Annotated in this window: 18 protein-coding genes and 1 tRNA gene; 4 read left to right on the top strand and 15 right to left on the bottom strand. The window is 63.9% G+C overall.

The features are described from left to right. Positions 1–76: 76 nt before the first annotated feature. Positions 77–562 (top strand): Crp/Fnr family transcriptional regulator, encoded by a 486-nt coding sequence (locus ACR9YP_RS03980; RefSeq protein ID WP_474219053.1) that lies wholly within the window; start codon positions 77–79, stop codon positions 560–562. Here ACR9YP_RS03980 and ACR9YP_RS03975 read toward each other — a convergent pair. Beyond that, positions 501–1,328 carry a metallophosphoesterase family protein gene (locus tag ACR9YP_RS03975; RefSeq protein ID WP_474219052.1) on the bottom strand — a complete coding sequence of 276 codons (828 nt, stop codon included), beginning with the start codon at positions 1,326–1,328 and terminating at the stop codon, positions 501–503. The genes ACR9YP_RS03980 and ACR9YP_RS03975 overlap by 62 nt on opposite strands. 163 nt (positions 1,329–1,491) lie before the next feature. Here ACR9YP_RS03975 and ACR9YP_RS03970 point away from each other — a divergent pair, with 163 nt between their 5' ends. Both ACR9YP_RS03970 and ACR9YP_RS03965 read left to right on the top strand, forming a co-directional pair. Continuing rightward, positions 1,492–2,178, top strand: a complete 687-nt coding sequence (locus tag ACR9YP_RS03970; protein WP_438103902.1) for a DNA-3-methyladenine glycosylase I — start codon at positions 1,492–1,494, stop codon at positions 2,176–2,178. A 218-nt stretch (positions 2,179–2,396) separates the two neighbouring features. Further along, positions 2,397–2,690, top strand: a complete 294-nt coding sequence (locus tag ACR9YP_RS03965) for a hypothetical protein (protein ID WP_091898453.1) — start codon at positions 2,397–2,399, stop codon at positions 2,688–2,690. 88 nt (positions 2,691–2,778) lie between these two features. On the opposite strand, the gene ACR9YP_RS03960 is transcribed toward ACR9YP_RS03965, so the two are convergent. From ACR9YP_RS03960 to dinB, 3 genes are all read right to left on the bottom strand, one after another. Then, positions 2,779–3,129 (bottom strand): hypothetical protein, encoded by a 351-nt coding sequence (locus ACR9YP_RS03960; protein WP_438103904.1) that lies wholly within the window; start codon positions 3,127–3,129, stop codon positions 2,779–2,781. A gap of 143 nt (positions 3,130–3,272) precedes the next feature. Further along, entirely contained in the window at positions 3,273–4,691 is a 1,419-nt protein-coding gene (locus ACR9YP_RS03955; RefSeq protein WP_438103906.1) for a sensor histidine kinase, read from the bottom strand. A 106-nt stretch (positions 4,692–4,797) separates the two neighbouring features. Then, complete coding sequence (gene dinB, locus ACR9YP_RS03950; RefSeq protein WP_438103908.1) at positions 4,798–5,898, bottom strand: DNA polymerase IV; 1,101 nt, start codon at positions 5,896–5,898, stop codon at positions 4,798–4,800. Between the two features lie 175 nt (positions 5,899–6,073). Here dinB and ACR9YP_RS03945 point away from each other — a divergent pair, with 175 nt between their 5' ends. Then, on the top strand, positions 6,074–6,490 hold the full coding sequence (locus tag ACR9YP_RS03945) for a cupin domain-containing protein (protein WP_438103910.1): 417 nt from the start codon (positions 6,074–6,076) through the stop codon (positions 6,488–6,490). 72 nt (positions 6,491–6,562) lie between these two features. Here the strand turns inward: ACR9YP_RS03945 and ACR9YP_RS03940 are convergent, their stop codons facing one another. The 11 genes from ACR9YP_RS03940 to ACR9YP_RS03890 form a co-directional block, all read right to left on the bottom strand. Then, positions 6,563–7,396, bottom strand: coding sequence for an alpha/beta fold hydrolase (locus tag ACR9YP_RS03940; protein WP_438103912.1), 834 nt, complete (start codon positions 7,394–7,396; stop codon positions 6,563–6,565). A 207-nt stretch (positions 7,397–7,603) separates the two neighbouring features. Continuing rightward, entirely contained in the window at positions 7,604–7,966 is a 363-nt protein-coding gene (locus ACR9YP_RS03935; RefSeq protein ID WP_438103913.1) for a DUF305 domain-containing protein, read from the bottom strand. Between the two features lie 107 nt (positions 7,967–8,073). Then, positions 8,074–8,150, bottom strand: a tRNA-Arg gene (locus ACR9YP_RS03930). 163 nt (positions 8,151–8,313) lie between these two features. Continuing rightward, complete coding sequence (locus ACR9YP_RS03925) at positions 8,314–9,369, bottom strand: sensor domain-containing diguanylate cyclase (protein ID WP_438103915.1); 1,056 nt, start codon at positions 9,367–9,369, stop codon at positions 8,314–8,316. After that, a complete protein-coding gene (locus tag ACR9YP_RS03920; RefSeq protein WP_474219050.1) occupies positions 9,369–12,455 on the bottom strand; it encodes a bifunctional diguanylate cyclase/phosphodiesterase in 3,087 nt (1,028 codons plus the stop codon). The genes ACR9YP_RS03925 and ACR9YP_RS03920 overlap by 1 nt, the downstream gene beginning before the upstream one ends. Before the next feature lie 169 nt (positions 12,456–12,624). Continuing rightward, positions 12,625–13,710 carry a branched-chain amino acid ABC transporter permease gene (locus ACR9YP_RS03915; RefSeq protein ID WP_438103917.1) on the bottom strand — a complete coding sequence of 362 codons (1,086 nt, stop codon included), beginning with the start codon at positions 13,708–13,710 and terminating at the stop codon, positions 12,625–12,627. Next, positions 13,707–14,717, bottom strand: a complete 1,011-nt coding sequence (locus ACR9YP_RS03910) for a branched-chain amino acid ABC transporter permease (RefSeq protein WP_474219048.1) — start codon at positions 14,715–14,717, stop codon at positions 13,707–13,709. Before ACR9YP_RS03910 ends, ACR9YP_RS03915 begins: the two co-directional genes overlap by 4 nt. Further along, positions 14,714–15,436: a branched-chain amino acid ABC transporter ATP-binding protein gene (locus ACR9YP_RS03905; RefSeq protein WP_438103920.1), complete on the bottom strand. Its 723-nt coding sequence runs from the start codon at positions 15,434–15,436 to the stop codon at positions 14,714–14,716. Before ACR9YP_RS03905 ends, ACR9YP_RS03910 begins: the two co-directional genes overlap by 4 nt. After that, on the bottom strand, positions 15,433–16,209 hold the full coding sequence (locus ACR9YP_RS03900; RefSeq protein WP_438103922.1) for an ABC transporter ATP-binding protein: 777 nt from the start codon (positions 16,207–16,209) through the stop codon (positions 15,433–15,435). Before ACR9YP_RS03900 ends, ACR9YP_RS03905 begins: the two co-directional genes overlap by 4 nt. A gap of 155 nt (positions 16,210–16,364) precedes the next feature. Continuing rightward, complete coding sequence (locus ACR9YP_RS03895) at positions 16,365–17,549, bottom strand: substrate-binding domain-containing protein (RefSeq protein WP_474219047.1); 1,185 nt, start codon at positions 17,547–17,549, stop codon at positions 16,365–16,367. A 107-nt stretch (positions 17,550–17,656) separates the two neighbouring features. After that, a complete protein-coding gene (locus ACR9YP_RS03890; RefSeq protein ID WP_438103926.1) occupies positions 17,657–19,693 on the bottom strand; it encodes an acyl CoA:acetate/3-ketoacid CoA transferase in 2,037 nt (678 codons plus the stop codon). Between the last annotated feature and the right edge of the window lie 21 nt (positions 19,694–19,714).

Genomic DNA, 19,714 nt, shown 5'->3' with positions numbered 1-19,714 from the left:
CTTCACTTGCTGTAATCTTGAGCAAGCGTAGGGCGCGGATCATGCTCTACTGTCGCCGTGAGGGGAGCCTTTGGCGATGCGCGCAGTTCTGGATTATTGCAGCGGCGGGACGGAGCGGCAGGTCAAAGCCGGTACCGTGGTGATCACCGAGGGCGGCACCAGCGGCCATCTCTACGTGCTGATGCAGGGCAAGCTCGAGGTGCTCAAGGGCGAGATGGTGGTTGCCACCGTCACCGAGCCGGGCGCTGTGCTCGGCGAAATGTCGGTGCTGCTGGGCCAGCCGCATACCGCGACGGTGCGGGCCTGCTCCGATGTGGTCATCTACGAATTCGAAGATGCCGCCTCGCTTCTCGAGCAGCAGCCCGGCATGGCGCTTCTGATCGCGAAGATGCTGGCCCAGCGGCTCAACGCCGCCAACACCTATCTCGCCGACCTCAAGCGGCAATATGCCGACCATGGCTCCCATCTGGCCATGGTCGGCGAGGTGCTGCAGAGCATGATCAACCTACCGCCGCAGGAGGTCTCGCCAGGCTCGGATCGGCAATCCGATCCAAGGATCTAAGCCAGTCCGGCGGATTCTCAATCGGAGCGGCGGGTCGCTTCAGCGGCGCGCTCAGGTCGATCCATTGCGCTTCCCCGGCCGCAAGCCAGAACGCCTTGTCCGCATCGAAGTCGAGCACGATGTAGGTCGGCGGCCGGCCCGGCTGCAGGCCGGTGTTGAAGACCCAGCTCTCGCCCAGCCGGTCGAACCAGGAGCCATCCTTGATGAACGGCGACTGATGCACATGGCCGGAGATCACCATCGCCGGCTGATACTGCATGATCCATTGCACCAGCTCGACGTCGCCGAAGAAGCGCTTGCCGCCCCAGCTCGTCGGCGATTCTGTCGGCGGCGCATGGTGCACCCAGATCCAGCGCCGCGGGCGATTGGCGGCGGCATCACGGAGCTGCTCGACGAGGCGCTGCTTGACCACCGGTCCATCCCACCATGGGCACACCGTGAACAAGGTACCGCCGATGCTGAGGCCGTCGCCGTCGCAGGCAATCCCAAGCTCTCGTACCTCCGAGATCCAGCGCGAGATCTTCTCGCCGTCTGCATTGCGTTCATCGAGGTCGTGATTGCCGGAGCAGAGGATCACGCGGGTCTTGGCGCCGAGCAGCGCGAGGTACTTCTTCACCACCACGATCTGCGCGCGGAAATCAACCATCGAGCCGATGTCGAGCGCATCGCCCGCGAAGATCACGAGGTCGAACTGCGGAGCCGCGCTGACCAGCCAGTCGAGCTGCGGCAGCGAATAATGCAGGTCGGCCACGACCAGGCAGCGCATCAAAATCCGTCCGCGGGAAATTGAAAAATGTCATGAAATTCCGAATGTCACGAAGCAAGAAGCAGGCCAGCACGGCTGCTCCTTCTGATCAATCCGCGCAGCGGGCTGGACCGGATCATCGAATTCTGATCTCGTGGCGCACCCTTCAACCGCTCGTGTCCGCATGACCCCCTTCAAGACCATTCGTGCCCGCGCCGAGAAACGCAAGGGCGGGCCCAAGGCGCTGGAGAAGCTGATGCCTAACAAGCCAGACCTCAAGCGGCTGGCGAAGCTCGGCGACGACCGCATCCTCGCCGAGATGACGAAGCGGGTGTTTTGCGCCGGCTTTGCCTGGAGCGTGATCGAGACGAAATGGGACGGTTTCGAAGACGCCTTCCTGCATTTCCAGCCGGCCAAGCTCAGCTTCCAGCCCGAGGAGTATTGGGAAGCCCTGCTGCGCGATGCACGCATCGTACGCAACGGCGCCAAGATCATGTCGGTGCGCGACAATGCCGCTTTCGTGCAGGAGATCGCGAAGGAACACGGCAGCTTCGGCAAGTTTCTGGCGAAATGGCCATCGTCCGACGAGATCGGGCTGCTCGATCTCCTCGCCAAGCGCGGCAGCCGGTTAGGCGGCAACACCGGCCAGATGCTGCTGCGCTTCGTCGGCTGGGACGGTTTTGTGACCTCCAAGGACGTGGTGGCTTGCCTGCGCGATGCGGGTCTCGACATTGCCGAAGAGGTGAAGTCGAAGCGCGATCTCGCCAAAGTGCAGGCGCAATTCAACGCCTGGTCCGAGGAGACCGGCCTGCCCTACACGTATCTGTCACGCATCTGCGCATTGTCGATCGGTGAGGACAGGAGCGAGTAGCAGGCCAATAGAAGGCCATTGGCCGCCGGATCGTGGACATCCTGTGGCGATCCCGTGCCATGAGCGCGGCAGAGGCAGCGCTCGATCACGAAATACATTTCTAAGGAACATTTGTGCGCAGCACTTGTTCGGAGTTTGAGCCAGGCGGCACACCGGCGCAGGGAACGTCCGCTCTGGCTCAGCTCAATGAAACCCGACGTGACAGAACGGAGCAGCTCATGAAGCTCACATCCGAACAAGTGAAGCAGACTGTCAACCAACTCGGTGCTCAGGTGCTGCCCGACGAACATCCCGCCATGCCGCAGCTTAACAGCATGTTCGGTGAGCACACCTTCTTCGTCGACGAGATGGGCCTCAAAGTTCTCGAGCCCACACCGTCGCTTGGTACCGATCGCGAGAGCGGCGAAGTCGTCAGCCTCGCCGATTGGGGCGATTCCGACCTGACCCGCCTGATGGCGCACGAGCCGGAACCGACCGGCGTGATCGTGGTGTTCGAGCATGTGAGGCATTGATCGGCCCGAGCGGGACATTTTGAGACACGTGCGCCGCGGTCGGCGAACTACGGTTCGCTGCTGTGGCGCACGGCTTTAGCGTGCCCGGTCACGTGGCAATCAGCTCCGTTGTCTTGCCAACGCGTGTCTTGTCAACAAGTGTCTTGCCAACGAGCTTGGTGCCGATCGTGTCATCCGCCACGGACGCTGCGTGCGTAGCGCCGCGACAGGCCGGAAACAGCGCGATGATCGTGAGCGAGACCGCATACGAAAGGCAGAAGCAGGCTGCCAAATCGGGAATCTCGCCGATCGAACGCGCCAGCAGCCAGCGATGCAGCAGACACACAGTCACGACTGAAGCGAGGGCACCGGCGAGATGAGGCCCGACGACTTTCAAGAGGTCTCGATGACGCACCGGGCCGCTTCGCCCAATCAGCCACCACAGGATGGGCGTGCGCACGCTTGCGCCCGCGGGTTTTCGTGAGAGAGATTGCGAAAGGACCGGGCTGGAGCTGCAGAGAGGTTGACCGCATAAAGGTCCACCTGGCTCACTCATTGGGAACCGCGCGCAATAGCGTCAGGCCTCGAGACTTCGCTGTTCTCTTACACTGTTGCTTCAGCGGGAATCTCGATGGCGATCTGAGTTCCCGGACCCGCCTTGCTCTCGAGTCGCAGCCGACCGTTGAGCGATGAGACAACCAAATTGAACGCGATGTGGAGCCCGAGGCCGGCATTGCCACGCTCCCGACTGGTCGTAACGAACGGATCGAAGATGTGCGCTTGCAATGGCTCGGGGATTCCGACGCCTTCATCGGCACAGACCAGGCGGACTGATCTCGGGTCCGGTTGGCTCACTGTGATGACAAACCTGCCGCCGCTTTTGTCAGGATAGGCGTGCCCGGCAGTGTTGAGCGCGAGATTGCTGATCACCTGAGCAAGCGCTCCGGGATAGCTGTTGAGCGTGATTCCCGCCGGGCATTGTACGTCGACCGCCAGGCCGTGGTGCGACAGCAGCGGTCCAAGCTTGGACGTCAACTCCGACAGCCAATCCCTGAGCTCGAACGTGCGCCGGTCCTCATCGGCCTGATGGACGGCGACCTGCCTGAAACTATGCACCATCTCGGATGCGCGGTGCAGGTTGTCGAAGGTCAGGTTGAGCCCCTGCTTGAGCCGGTCAATCCCCTTCGTAAGATCGGATCGCCGGACCGACGTTCCGCCCAATGCGTCAGCCATTGCTTGTAGATCAGTCTGCATGGCTGTCGAGGTCGTCAAGGCGAGGCCAAGCGGGGTGCTGACCTCGTGAGCGACGCCTGCCACCAATTGCCCGAGTGAGGCGAGCTTTTCTGCCTGCACGAGGTGCTCCTGGGTCGCGCGGAGATCGCGGAGCGATTTCTCCGAGCGTTCTTTTTCCCGTTGCAGCGCCTCGGACGTTCGGAATTGCTTTCGCGCCCGGTACTCGCGCGCAGCCACGGCATAGAGCGACAATGCGTAGGCGTTTCCGACGAGAGAATGATTGATGAATCGCAGGCCCGTTGGCATGGTCAGCGCGAACGTCTCGGCGACCAGCAGCGCTACCCACGACAGCAGGCAGAAAATCGCCAGCGAGCCGATCCGCAATGGCAGCATGGTCGAGACGAACAGGATGATCATCATCATGCCCGGAGCGGCAAACGTGAAGCCTGACGGCAGCACGAGATAAATGCTCGGCAGGATGCAGCCGGGAATGACGCAGTAGACGAGGAAAATCGTCTCTGCCCATGGCTTCATCCATCGCCGGGACAGCAGCGCGGTCAGCGGGAGCAGCACGAACAGGGCAGTGCCACCGCGGATTGCAAGGGTGGTCGGAACGACTTCGGGATAGAGCACCCAATCCCAGATGGTGTAGCCGGCATAGGTGGCGGCACCGAGCAGCATCGCGATCTGCGTCCACCCGAGACTGCCTCGGACGTACTGATCGACAAACCGCCGCTCCTCGATGCGGTCTTCGAAGCGCAGTCCGAGGCGTATCAATAAGGCAAGCATCCCAACATCAATCGCGAAAAGGCGTGTTTTGATGTCTCTACGACAGGTTTGGCGCCGCGTCGCGGATAAAGATGTCGCGTTCGCCCCAGGGGCCCACCGGTCGCGTTCAAATACCCAATGTCAGCTGAGGCTCCGAATCGCCGCCGACCTGGAGCGAAGACAGCGAGACCCCCAGCAGCCTGACGCGCTTGGGCAGCGGCATCTCGGCTTCGAGCAGGCCGCAAGCCAGCCGTTCCAAATCGTCCCGTCCTGCAACCGCCGCTGCGACGGACCTGCTGCGCGTGATGATCTCGAAGTCGGCAAACTTGATCTTCAGGGTGACGGTGCGGCCGCGGTTGCCGGTCGCCTCGCAATGCCGCCAGACCTTGTCGACGAGCGGTTTGAGCTCGACGGCCAGCGCCTCGAACTCGGTGAGATCGGTTGAGAACGTGTTCTCCGCGCCAATCGACTTTCGGATCCGGTTGGCCCGGACCGGACGTTCGTCGACACCGCGCGAGATCCAGTAGTAATAGGCGCCCGACTTGCCGAAATTCGCATTCATGAACTCCAGCGTCTGGTTGCGAATGTCGAGACCGGTGAACATGCCGAGCGCGTTCATCTTCGCGCTCGTCGCCGGGCCTATTCCGTGGAACTTGCCGACGGGCAGCGTCTCGACGAAAGCGGGGCCCATTTCCGGCGAGATCACGAACTGACCGTTGGGCTTGCGATGATCGGAGGCGAGCTTTGCCAGAAACTTGTTGTAGGAGATGCCCGCCGAAGCATTGAGGCCCGTCTCGGCCTTGATCTTCTCGCGGATGCGCAGGGCGATGTCCCGCGCCAGCGGGATGCCTTGTAGGTTTTCCGTCACGTCGAGATAGGCCTCGTCGAGCGACAATGGCTCGATTATGGGCGTATGCTCGGCAAAGATGTCGCGAATCTGCCGGCTGATTGCCTTGTAGACCTCGAAGCGCGGCTTGACGAAGATCAGATCGGGACACTGCCGCTTCGCAGTCACGGATGGCATGGCAGAGCGAACACCGAACTTGCGTGCTTCATAGCTGGCGGCCGCGACCACGCCGCGTTCCGCAGAGCCTCCGACTGCGACCGGCTTTCCGCGCAGGTCCGGATTATCGCGCTGCTCCACGGACGCATAGAAAGCATCCATGTCGATATGGATGATCTTGCGGACGGGCGAGGCTTCGCCGGTCACCGTGTCGGATTCGCTCATGGAGGGATGATACAATCGAGCGAAGCGAAGCGCGAGGTGGCCCGTGCCCACGCTTCAATGGACCGCCTTCGAACGTGCCGCATGATGCATTTCTGCGGGCCGTTCTGGCAGATTTGCGGCTGCCGTGCGCGGAGCCGGTTTGCTAGCCTCGGTCCGGCCATCAAGGGAGGCAGATATGCACGAGAAATGCAGCGTCGAGACCATGATTGCAGGCCTGACCGTTGGCTTGACACGCAGCGCCCAAGACAGCGGAATGGCCAAGCTGACGCCGCTCCATCGCGAGGTCGTCAGCGGCATGCCGAGCCTTCCGGAGCAGGAGGTGCGGGTGCTTTTCGCTACGCTGTTGCCGGGCGACGTCACCCCGTATCACTCGCACCGGTTTCCGGTGACCGTGTATATGTTGGAGGGCACGTTCACACTGGCTCTGGACGGCCGGGAACCGATAGCGATCGAGGCAGGACAGGTGTTCGTTGAACCGGTCGGTATCAATATGACCGGGTTCAACAAGGGCGACGTGCCAGCGCGCATGGCGTTGTTCTACGTGTGCGAGCCCAGTGCGCCGTTTGCCGATACGGCAGGTGCCGGAAGCTGACCTGCGGCACACGCAAAGAACGCGATTCAGAACAAACAGGTCTTTAAAACAAGCGCTTTCGCCGCGATGCGGTTAGCTCCTCGGGTCCAGCCGGCCCCAAAAGTCAAGGGCCGCGGCGACGATCGCCTCCGGCGCGTCCTCCTGGACGAGGTGCTTCGCATCGGGAATGACTGTGAACGAAGAGTCCGGAATGCGTCGGGCGAGTTCCTTGCCATCCACCAATGGAATGAACTCGTCCTCCTCGCCCCACAGAATGGCGACGGGGCACCGGATCTCGCCGTACCGCCCTTCCACCTCTTGCGAATATTTGTCGTCCATCTGTGCGATCTGTCGCCAGAAGGCGTTCTGCCCCTCGCCGCCAAGCCATGGCTCTATGTAAGCCCGCATGTCCTCCTCGCGCAGGCGGTACTTCACCGCGGCGCTTATGTAGGCGCGCAGAATCGCCTCGTGCACGTAGGCTGGCAATCCGGAGAACACACCCGGGTGCGCCTTTGCTGCCTGGACGAGAACCGAGCCTTGCGGGCTGATCGCGACGGGATCAATCAGCATGAGGCTGCGGTACTCGACGCCGTCCAGTAGATGCGCGCGCAGCGCGGCCGAACCGCCGAAGTCGTGGGCAATAATGTCTGGCCGGTCGATGCTCCAGTGACCCGCGAGAGCGGCGAGCAGGCCGTTCTGGGCTTCGTGGAGGACGTCCGCATCTGGCTTGGCCGATTGGCCGTAGCCCAAAAGGTCGTAGTAGAAAACGCGCCGGTGCCGAGCGAGCCAGGGCACAATCCGACGCCATTCACGCGAGGAGAAGGGCGAGCCATGCACGACAACGGCCGGCCGCCCCTCGCCCGCAACGCCCCAGGCGATGCTCTGTCCCTCAAATGAGAACCGATCCCGTAAGTCCCATCGCGCCATTGCCGTCCTTTCGAATCCAGGAGTCACCGCGATTCAGGTAACGCTGCGGCCAGAGTGCCGAGGTCAGTTCTGATGTGGGCGAGCACAACCTCGATAAGGAACATGGAGCGGGTTGCCACTCCGCTTAGAGAACATATCGACATCGCGATGTGTTCCACGGTTCAGCGCGCCGAGCACAGGGCGAAGGAACTCGCGGCGATGGGCAGATTAGCGCGAGCTGCTTTGCGCTGATTTCTGCTCGCGGTTGAGCAAGTCCTTCATCTGGGCAATCTCAGAAAGCTGGCTTTCGGTGATGCTGCTGCAGAGCTTCTTGATGCGGTCGTCGGCAAGATTGGCTTTGCGGCACATGAGTACGGCGCCTGAGTGATGGGGAATCATAACACAGCGCACTACGGCACCACGCGCGCGGCGCATTCGATGCTGGGCTACTTGGGCGGCTTCATCGGGCAGCGGGCGATTGGTTGGGTTCTTGACTGGCGCGGCGGATGCTCTGCGACAGGTGGGCGAGTGTGATCTCGTTAGTGGCTTGCGGGGATCGCGGTTAACCGATGCAACGATGGAGGCGGACATCAACTCGATGGTCGTCGAAAGAGCCTAATTCCATTGATTTGCTTACCCATCGCTTACGCAAGCGAAGAGATCGAACGGCCGAACGGCCCCTAACCAATTGAATTTATTGGCGCACCCGACACGATTCGAACGTGTGACCTTTGCCTTCGGAGGGCAACGCTCTATCCAGCTGAGCTACGGGTGCTAGTCGAGGCTTCATGTAGCCGATTGGCGAGGGGCGGGCAACCGGTTCTCACCGGCTCGCGCTCGAAGCGCTTTCGAGCGAAGTGGATCCGGTTCGGGTAAAGAAAACGCGTCAAAACAAGCATCTAGAGCCCCGTTCCGATTCCATCGAAACGGAAATGGCTCTAGGCCGATTTGCGCCGGACAGGGGCCGGAACCGCTGCGGCCTCCCGGCCGAGGGCGGCGAACTCGGCCAGCACCCGTTCGGCGCAGATGATGCGGTTGCGGCCGAGCCGTTTGGCCACATAGAGCGCCTCGTCGGCCGCGCCGAGCAGCCGGTCGGGACCGCCATCGGCGCCACTGGGAATGTGGCTTGCGACGCCGACGCTGAGGGTGACGTGGTCGCCGGCGCCGATGGCACCGTGGGCGATCTGCAAGGCCATGACGGCGCAGCGGATCTCCTCAGCGACGACGCAGGCGGTATCGCAATCCATGTCCGGCAGGATCAGCGCGAACTCCTCGCCACCATAGCGGCTGGCGAGGTCGAGCGGGCGCATTGCGTGCCGGCTGACGGCAGCGGCGACCGCGCGCAGGCATTCGTCGCCGCTCTGGTGGCCGTGCCGGTCGTTGAAGAGCTTGAAATGGTCGACGTCGACGAACAGCAGCGCCACCGGCTTCTGCGTGCGCTGGGCGCGCGCCCATTCGCTCATCAGCATCTGGTCGAAGGCGCGGCGGTTCGACAGGCCGGTCAGCCCGTCCTTGGTGGCGAGCTCCTTCAGCGCCATCTCGGCGCGCTTCTGGTCGGTGAGGTCGCGCAGCGTCTCCACCACGGCGATCAGCTGGCCGGCCTCGTCGTGGATCGGGCCGGCGTCGATGGCGAGATAGAGCTGGCTGCCGAGCTTCGGCATCACGCACCAGTTCTCGGCGCTGAAGCCGAGGCCGTTATGGCCGCGCGCGGCATATTCCGAATAGTACTCCGGAAGCTGCTCTGGGCGGTCCAGTGCGACGAGGTCGGCGAGGCAGGGGCGCTTGGTCTCGTAGAAGGCCCGCCAGTGCTTATTGGTGCCGATCACCTCCGAGGCGGTCACGCCGGTCAGCCGCTCGCAGGCTTTGTTCCAGATCACGACGCGGCGCTTCGGGTCGATCACGAAGGTCGGCACCACCAGATGCTGCATCAGCCGCACGGCGTAGGAATCGGCGACATCGACGGTCTTGGCCGGAGGCTTGCCTGGCTTCGCCATCAGGCCACCGCCGCCACCGGCAAGATTCCGGGCAAGCCATCGCCGCCGAACAGCTTTCGCATGTCCGCGGCCGGCTTCGGCGCGCTGAACAGATAACCCTGCATCTCCGTGCAGCCGAGGTTGCGCAGCATCTCGCGCTGGGCCTCGGTCTCGACGCCCTCGGCGACCGTGGTCATGCTGCTGGCGGCGGCGATGTTGACCACGGCCTGCACGATGACAGGCGCGCCGTTCGTCTCCGCGATGTCGGCGACGAAGCAGCGATCGATCTTGATCTTGTCGAACGGGAAGCGCTTCAGATAGCTGAGCGAGGAGTAGCCGGTGCCGAAATCGTCGAGCGCGATGCGCACGCCGATGGCGCGGAGCTGGTGCAGGATCGAGAGCGCCGCCTCGTCGTCGCGGATCAGCACGGCCTCGGTGATCTCAAGCTCGAGCCGGCGCGGGTCGAGCCCGGAGGCGGCGAGCGCGCCGGCGATCCGCAAGGCCAGCGTGTCGCATTTGAGCTGCACCGGCGAGACGTTGACCGCAACGCGGACATGCGCAGGCCAGGTCGCGGCCTCGTTGCAGGCCATGCGCAGCACCCAGTCGCCGAGCTCGTTGATCAGGCCGGTGTCTTCGGCGACCGGAATGAACTCCGCCGGCGACACCATGCCGCGCTCGGGATGGCGCCAGCGCAGCAGCGCCTCGCAGCCGGAGACCTCGCCCGAGCGCAGATCGACCAGCGGTTGGTAGTGAATCTCGAAGCCGCCGTTGACCAGGGCCTGGCGCAGATCCTGCTCCATGGCCAGGCGCGCCTTGGCGCAGGCGTCCATCGCCGGCTCGAAGAAGCGGTGGGTGCGGCGCCCTTCGGCCTTGGCGCCGTACATCGCGAGGTCGGCATTCTTGATGAGCTGATCGAGATCGGAGCCGTCCTGCGGCGCCAGCGCGATCCCGACGCTCGCGTCGGTGGAGAGCTGATGGCCGAGACAGTGATAGGGCTGCCGGATCGCTTCGTAGATCCGCGTCACGAACGACACCACGTCGGCCGAGGACTGGATCCCGGTCTGGATGACCGCGAATTCGTCGCCGCCGAGCCGCGCGATCAGGTCGCCCTGATTGAGGCAGCCGCGCAGACGGGCCGCGATCGCCTTCAACAGCTCGTCGCCGACATGGTGGCCGAGCGAATCGTTGATGCCCTTGAATTCGTCGACGTCGATGTAAAGCAGCGCGAACTGCCCGCCGCTGGCGACCTTCGCCAGCTCGCGTTCGATCTGCTCGCGGAACAGGGTGCGGTTCGGCAGGTCGGTCAGCGCATCGTAGTGCGCCATATGCGCGATCTTCTCGTGGGCGCGCCGCCGCTCGGTGACGTCATCGACGACGTGGATGAGATAGCGCGGCTCGCCGGCCTTGTCGCGGAGGCCGATCCGGGTCGAGGTGATGTAGCGCAGACCCATGGCCTGGGTCTGCCAGGGATGCTCGTCCTTGAAGAGCCCCTTGAGAGATTGCAGTGCCTTGTTGTCGTCCTCGGTTACCACCGTCGCTGACGGCGTCGGGAAGATGTCGAAGGCGGTCTTGCCGACGACGTCCTCGCGTGACTGGCCGAATTGCTGCTCGGCGACGCCGTTGATCAGCAGATACTGCCGCGTGCGCGCGTCCTTCACCGTGATCTGCGAGGGGATGTGGTCGATGATCTCGCGCAGGAAAGTGTGGTTGCGGTCGCGCTCCTGCTCCAGGTTACGGCGCTCGGTGATGTCTTCGATCGTGGCGACCCAGCCGCCCTGCGCGAGCGGGGTGTTGATGACGTGGAAGGCGCGGCCATTGGCCAGCTGATGAGTTCTCGTGGAGACCGTGCCTTCGGCGACGATCCGCATGACGTCGGCGCAAAATTCCTCGACATTGCCGTCGAACGCGCCACGCTCCTTGCGATGGTACATCGCCTCGTTGATGTGACAGCCGGGCTTGATGACATCGTGGGAGAGACCGAACATGTCAGCGTAGCGGCGGTTGCAAATGACGATGTATCCGGCGGCATCGTACAGGATCAGCCCCTGCGACATGTTGTTGAGGGCGGTATCGAGCCGCCGCCGCTCCGCCTCGATTCGCTCCTGGGCCTCGCGATTCTGCCGGTTGATCTGTCGGATGATCAGATAGAGGATCAGCGCGATCACGGCTGCCGAGACGCCAGCCGTAGCGACCAGGAAGCCGGTCTGCTGCCTCCAGTCCGCGAGCGCAGCCGACATGGTATTGGTCGCGATGATAACCAGGGGAAAATGATTCAGGGACGCGGCCGAGCCGAGCCGCTCCTCGCCGTCGAGCGGACTCCGGACGCGGAGCGTGTGCTGCCCGCCCTTAGTCAGCACCTTCTGCATCAGCGGCGCATTCTTGAAGCTTCGTCCGATCATCTCTTCGAGATGCGGATAGCGCGCCAGCATCTTGCCTTCGCGATCGAACAGCGAGATCGCCGTGCCCTCGGCAAGCGCGACGGACGCGAAATATTGCTGGTAGCTGTCCGGATCGATCCGCCGGACCATCGCGCCGAGGAATCCTCCGTCGGCGCCGTTCAGCCGGCGCGCGACGATCGTGGTCCATTTGTCGATGATGAAACTGCGGACGGATTCCAGGATGACCGGCTCGGCCATCGGATCCGATTTGAACGTCTGGAAGTAAGCGCGCGAGGAGATGTTGATCTTCGGCAGCGGCTGGGCCCGCGACCAGTTGATCAGCTCGCCGTCGGCGTCGTAGATCGCGATGTCGCCGAGATAAGAGACGGAGCTGATCTTGCTGCGCAGCATCTGGTTGATCGCGAGCCCGGACATGCGCTCGCGAAACATCGCGGGCGAAGTGATCTCCGGCAGGTTCATCTGCCCGATCACATCGGCGGCGACGACGTCGGAATCTTCAAATTGCTGATCAAAGTGCCGCGCGATCAGCTGCACCGTGTTTTCCAGCTCGCGCTCGCGGTTGGCGAGGGTCCGCTCACGGAATTCGCCGATGGCCATGGCCGTCACGGTGAAAATGCCCGCGACCAGCAACACGCCGCACAGGGTCAGCCACAGCACCGGCCCGCGCCGAATCGCTGCCTCCCAGCCGTTCTTCGCGGCTAGGGACATTCCGGCTGCGATCCCTGACAAGACGTGGCGCATTCCCCCTCCCTGGAAGGGCAGGAATACACCACACAAATGGCCTAAACCTTAGGAAAGCCAGTTACCTGGGCATTAATCCCATTGCGAGATCGCATCCACATGCAGCGAACCGGCGCGCTGCATCATTAATCTTCGCTTAATGCGAGGCGCCGGCGCTCTTGCCGCCGCCGGCCTTGCGCAGCCGTCCGACCACGCCGGTCGGGAAGAAGTAAACGCTGGCGATGAACAGCAGCCCGAGCCACAGCAGCCAGCGGTCGGGATGCAACAGGCCCGGCAGCAGCGGCAGGCCGGCTTCCGACGCCGCCGTGGACGCGACGCCCATCAGCGACTGCAGATAGTTCTGGGCGAGGATGAAGATGGTGGCGCCGATGATCGCGCCGTAGATCGTGCCCATGCCGCCGATCACGACCATCAGCAGGATATCCAGCATGATCGAGAAGCTGAGCGAGGTATCGGGCCCGGCATAACGCAGCCACAGCGCATTCAGGATGCCGGCGCTCGCGGCGACCAGCGCCGCAAGGCAGTTGGCGTAGGTCAAATGGAAGACGGTGCGGAAGCCGAGCGCCTCGGCGCGGAAACGATTCTCGCGGATCGCCTGGAGCACGCGTCCGAACGGCGAGTTCACCACCCGCAGCAGAGCCAGGATCATCAGGGCGGAGATGGCGAACACCAGGTAGAAGGTGAGGATGCGGCCGTTGATCTCGAAGCCGAACAGGCTTTTGGAGACCAGCACCGTGCCGGGCCGCAGCAGCTCGGGCAGCTGGAAACTGCGCCCATCCTCGCCGCCGGTCAGCCAGGAGAGCTGCGAGGCCAGCACCTGGAAGGCGGAAGCGACCGCGAGCGTGATCATGGCAAAGAAGATCGCGGCGACGCGCAGCGAGAACAGCCCGATCGCGAGCGCGAGCAGAGCCGCGAGCGGCAGGCCGATGACGATGCCGGTTGCGACCGCGGCCCAGTTCGGGCCCATCCCGTACAGCGCGATCGCGATCGCGTAGCTGCCGATGCCGTAAAACATGGTGTGGGCGAACGACACCGAGCCGGTATAGCCGAGCAGCAGGTCGTAGGACGCGACCAGGGCGGCGAAGACGCAGATCTTGGCCGCGACGTTCAGCGCCTTGGCGCCCGGGAACAGGAACGGCGTCGCCGCCAGCGCCAGGATGATGAGGACGAGAACAAGCGTGAGGACACGGCTGCGCGGCGGGTCGCCGGAGAGGATCATCATCGGCTGGTCACCGCATAGAGGCCGCGCGGCCGCCACATCAGAATGGCGACCATCAGCAGGATGTTGGAGACGAGGGCGAGTTTCGGCACCAGGAAGCCGCCGTAATTGGCAACCATGGCCACGAGGACGGCGCCGATGAAGCAGCCGCCGATCGACCCGAGCCCGCCGATGATGACGACGATGAAGATCAGCACGGTGAGGTCGTCGCTCATGGAGGCGTGAACCTGCTCGCGATAGAGCGCCCACATCACGCCGCCGAGGCCCGCGAGTGCCGATCCCGTCATGAACACGCCGAGGAATAGCCGGCGGATGCGATAGCCGAGCGCCTCGACCATCTCACGGTTCTCGACGCCGGCGCGGATCAGGAGGCCAAGCTTGGTGCGGTTGAGCACGAGTTGGATCGCGATGAAGACGGCGAGGCCGATCAGCATCGCCAGCACGCGGTACTTGGCGATCGCGACGTCGCCGAGGATGAAGGACCCGCGCAGCGAAGTCGGCAGAGGCATCGGGATGATCTGCGGTCCCCACAGCGCATAGAGCGTCTGCTCGGCGACGATCAGGCCGCCCGTCGTCATCAGGATCTGCTTCAGATGCTGGCCGTAAACGGGCAGGATCAGCACGCGCTCGACGATCAGGCCGAGCGCGCCTGATACCGCCATCGACAGCAGCGCTGCCGGCGCCAGCACCGCCAGGTTCACCCACAGCGAATCGGCCTGGATCGAGGCCGCAAACGGCGCCAGCACCAGGGTCGCGACATAGGCGCCGACCGCGATGAAGGCGCCGTGGCCGAAATTGAGCACGTCCATCAGGCCGAACACCAGGGTCAGACCGGAGGCCATGATGAAGATCATCATGCCCATGGCGAGGCTCGCGGCGGTCAGCGTCAGCCACGAACTGGTCGAGCCGATCAGCGGGATCATGAGAAGCGCGAGCGCGACCGGCAGCAGGATCGGCGCGATGTCGCGCTTCGGCTTCGGCAGCGGATCATTTGCGGCGAGTTCAGTCACTGATGCGCCTCCAGGCTCAGGCCGAGCAGTCGCTCTTGCAGCGGCACGTCGGCCGCCAGCGCCGCCATCTCGCCGCGATGGACGATGGTGCCGTTGTCCATCACCAGCACGTTGTCGCCGAGCTCGCGGGCGGCAAAGAAATTCTGCTCGACCAGAAGGATGGTCGCGCCCTTGCGCTTGATCTCCTTCAGACACTCGATCAGCGCCATCACGATGGCGGGCGCGAGGCCCTTGGTCGGCTCGTCGATCAAAAGCAGCTTGCGCGGCTCGATGATGGCGCGCGCGATGGACAACATCTGCTTCTGCCCGCCCGAGAGGCTTCCCGCCCGCGACAGCCAGAATCGGCGCAGCGCCGGGAAGAAGCCAAAAATCCAGTCGAGCTGGGCATCGTCCAGCGGCCCGTCGCGCGCCGCCAGCACCAAATTCTCCTTCACCGTGAGGTCGGAGAACACCGCCATGCTCTCCGGCACGTAGCCGACGCCGAGCCGCGCGATGTCCGGCGTGGCGCGACTCTCGATGCGCTCGCCGGCGAGGCTGATCTCGCCGTGCGAGGCCTGCCAGAGGCCCATGATGGTGCGCAGCGTCGTGGTCTTGCCGGCGCCGTTGCGGCCGAGCAGCATCGTGGTCTGCCCCTGCGGAACTGCGAGATCGATGCCCTGGAGGATGTGATAGCGGCCGATATGGGTGTGCACGCCGGAGAGCTTTAAAAGGTCGGTCATGCCGCACTCCCTGCAGCGGTCTTGGGCGCTACGCCGAGATAGGCCTCCTGCACGATTGGCGAGGCGATCACTTCGGCAGGCGGGCCGTCCGCAACCAGCTGGCCGTTATGCAGCACGATGATGCGGTCGGCGAGCGAGCGCACCACGTCCATCTTGTGCTCGACGAGCAGGATGATCTTGCTCCGGTCCTGCTTGAGCTGCGCGATCAGGTTGAGGACCACAGGCACCTCGTCGATGCTCATGCCGGCGGTCGGCTCGTCGAACATGAAGACATCAGGTTCCAGCGCGATCATCAGCGCGACTTCGAGCTTGCGCTGGTCGCCATGCGACAGCGCGGTCGCGGCGACGCCGCGCCGACTGCCGAGCGCGACCTGGTCGAGGATGTTGTCTGCGCGGGCAATCAGGTCGCGGCGGACCATCCAGGGCCGCAGCATGTCGTAATGGGTGCCGTTCGCCGCCTGCACCGCGAGGCGGACGTTCTCCTCCACGGTGAGGTTCGGGAAAAGATTCGTGAGCTGGAACGCGCGCCCGAGGCCTGCGCGGGTGCGCATCGGCGCGGACTGCCCCGTGATGTCGGTGCCGTCGAACAGGATGCTGCCGCTGGATGCACGCAACTGACCCGAGATCAGATTGAAATAGGTGGTCTTGCCGGCGCCGTTCGGCCCGACGATGGCCGTGAGCTCGCCCGGGCGGAACGTGCAGGTGACGTTGTTGACCGCGACATGGCCGCCAAAGCGGATGGTGAGGTCGCGGGTTTCGAGGGTCAGGGCCATTCTAGCAAACCGCGTTGGTCCATCGGTACACCTCTCCCCGGAGGGGAGAGGTCGATTTGCGCAGCAAATCGGGTGAGGGGCTCAGGTCCCACGAGAGAGCGGACCCCTCACCCGTGCCTTCGGCGCGACCTCTCCCTTTGGGAGAGGTGAAGCACTCACCGCTTGTTGCGAACCGGCACGTCCATGTCCTCGATCTTCAGCTCACGCACCGGCTCAAGCACGGCCCAGGCGACGTTCGGGTCGACCTTGACCTTGAAGTGATACATGCTCTGCAGCGCCTGATGGTCCTCCTTGCGGAACACCATCTTGCCCTTCGGCGTGTCGAACTCCAGGCCTTCCATCGCCGTGATCAGCTTCTCGGTGTCGGTCGACTTCGCCTTGGTGACGGCGGCGACGACGGACATCGCGGCGGCAAAGCCGCCCGCGGTGAAGAAGTCCGGCGGCGCGTTGAAGCGCTTCTGGTGCTCGGCGACCAGCCAGTCGTTCACCGGATTCTTCGGGATCGCATAGAAATAGTACGTCGCGCCTTCCATGCCGGGCAGGCCCTTATAGGCGGCGAGCGCCGGCAGGATGTTGCCACCGGTGGACAGCTCGATGCCGTAGCGCTTCGGATCCATGTCCTGGAGCTTGGCCAGCGGATTGCCGGCGCCGGCCCAGATCACCCAGATCACCTTGCGGCCCGGCTTGTCCTTCAGCGCGTCGAACAGGCGCTGGCCGACGGCGGTGAAGTCCGTTGTGTTGGTCGGAGCATATTCCTCGGCGGCGAGCGTCGCGCCGGTCTTGGCGAGCGCCTCCTTGAAGGCGGCGACGCCGTCACGGCCGAAGGCGTAGTCCTGCGCCAGCGTCGCGACGGTGACGCCCTGCTTGCCGATCGCGACGGCGTTGGAGATCGCGTCCTGCGAGGAGTTGCGCGCCGTGCGGAAGATGTAGCGATTCCACTTCTCGCCGGTAATCTGATCCGCGACCGCGGGCTCGACGATCAGGATCTTCTTGTTCTCCTCGGCGACGGGGAGAATGGCGAGCGCCGCGGCCGACGAGGTCGTGCCGATCGCGATGTCGGCCTTATCGTCCTGATAGGCTTCCGAGAGCGCAGCCTTGGCCAGGTCCGGCTTGCCCTGGTCGTCCTTGGTGATGACGACGATCTTGCGGCCGTCGAGCGTCATGGTGCCCTTGGTGGCGTATTCAAAGCCCATTTTCAGGCCGGTCTCGGTCTGCTTGGCATAGGCCTCGAGCGGACCGGTCTTGCCGTAGATCAGCGCGATCTTGAGATCGTCGGCCCGTGCGGACGCGCCCGCGGCGAGCGCGAGGATGGTTGTTGTTATGATGAGTGATCGACGCACGATGGTCCCTCCTGATTTAAAGCTTCTGGCAACAGCGATTTGCACAACACTACGAACATTGCAATTGAACCTTCCGGCGAAGCGGATTTGGCGCATACGAGCATGCATCATTTTTGGGCCTGCTGCATGGCGTGCGCTGCGCCGGCTCCTTCGACCTGCCGCCGATCGGACTGCGCTTCGTCCGCGCTCTCGAAAATATGCGGCGCAACGCCGCGCTTCTCCAGGGCTTCGCCGAGCTTGATGCGCAGGAAGCCCGACGTGGTGTAGCGCGACACGCCGGAATAGAAGCGATCGACCAGGCTGCGGACCATGGCCGAATAATCGTCCATCAGCTCCGGCAGGATGGAAAAATTGTCATAATTGACGATGGCGTAGACGCGGCGCCCGAGCGGGGCGAGCCTCGCCTCGACGATGGAGGCGATGGTGTCGATCTCGGCCTTGCTGCGCAGCGGGTAGCGCTCCAGATTGACGAAGAACAAATTCTGCTGCTCGTCCAGCGTGAAGCGCTGGTCGAGCGGGATGGTGAGCAGGCGCTCGCGCAGGTCCATGAGATCTTCGCGGAAGATGCGGCCGTCCATCAGAGCAGGATCGCGCGGGATCAGCGGCTTGAAATCCATCAGGCGCAGGATGTCGCGCTCGATGTCGATGCCGGGCGCAACTTCCGTCAGCTCGAGGCCATCAGGCCTGAGCTCGAACACGCAGCGCTCGGTGACGTACAGCGTGCGCTGCTTGCGCGCGGCGGCAAACGGGCCGCTGAAGGTGACGTGCTCGACGCTATCGACGAACTTGCGCGACTTGGCTTCGTCAAGGATGACGAGCTTGCCGTCGTTCACCGCGATGCGCTGCTTGCCCGCACCGAAGGTGCCGACGAAGATGACCTCCTTGGCATTCTGGCTGATATTGATGAAGCCGCCGGCACCCGCGAGTTTCGGCCCGAACTTGCTGACATTGAGGTTGCCGGCACGATCGACCTGGGCGAGGCCGAGGAAGGCGGCATCCAAGCCGCCGCCGTCGTAGAAGTCGAACTGATAGGGCTGGTCGATCACCGCCTGCGTGTTGATCGCCGCGCCGAAATCGATGCCGCTCGCCGGAATGCCGCCGATCACGCCCGGCTCCGCCGTCAGCGTGATCAAATCGATGATCCGCTCCTCGTTGGCGACCGAGGCAATCCCTTCGGGCATGCCGATGCCGAGATTGACGACGCTGTTGGCCTTCAATTCGAGCGCGGCGCGCCGGGCGATGATCTTGCGCTCGCTGACCGGCATCACCGGCAGCGAGGCGGCACGGACGCGGATCTCGCTCGAGAAGGCCGGATTGTATGGCGTGCCGAAGGTCTGCCAATGGTTCTCCGGCCTCGCCACGACGACGCAGTCAACGAGAATGCCGGGAATCTTCACTTGGCGTGGATTGAGACTGCCGGCCTCGGCGACGCGCTCGACCTGGGCAATGACGATGCCGCCCGAATTATGCGCGGCCATGGCGATGGCCAGCGCCTCCAGCGTCAGCGCCTCCTTCTCCATCGTGAGGTTGCCGTCGGGATCGCCGGTGGTGGCGCGGATGATTCCGACATTGATCGGAAACGTCCTGTAGAGCAGGCACTCCTCGCCGCGCAGTGTGATCAGCTCCACCATGTCCTCGGTGGTGCGCGCATTCAGCTTGCCGCCGCCGTGTCGGGGATCGACGAAGGTGCCCATGCCGACGCGGGTGATGTGGCCGGGCCGCCGCGCCGCGATGTCGCGGAACAGATGGGTGATGACGCCCTGCGGCAGGTTATAGGCCTCGATCTGGCCCGCGATCGCAAGCTGCTGCAGCTTCGGCGCAAGGCCCCAATGCCCGCCTATCACGCGGCGGACCAGGCCCTCATGCGCGAAATGATTGAGGCCGCGATGCTTGCCGTCGCCCTGGCCGGCGGCATAGACCAGCGTCAGATTGCGCGGCTTGCCTTGCGTATAGGGCGCATCGCCCTCGTTGGAGAGATAGAGCTCCTCCAGTGCGATCGCGATCTCCTCGGCAAAGCCGATGCCGACGAAGCCCCCGGTCGCCACCGTATCGCCGTCGCGGATCAGCATGACCGCCTCGGCTGCGGTGACGATCTTGCCCTTCTCGGAATTGCGCAGGTAAGGCAGAGCTGGGTGCTGGCTCACGGCGTTCCTCCCGATCGTTTC

This window comes from Bradyrhizobium sp. BR14999 (assembly GCF_056106085.1).
This window is presented reverse-complemented; position numbering and strand designations above follow the sequence as displayed.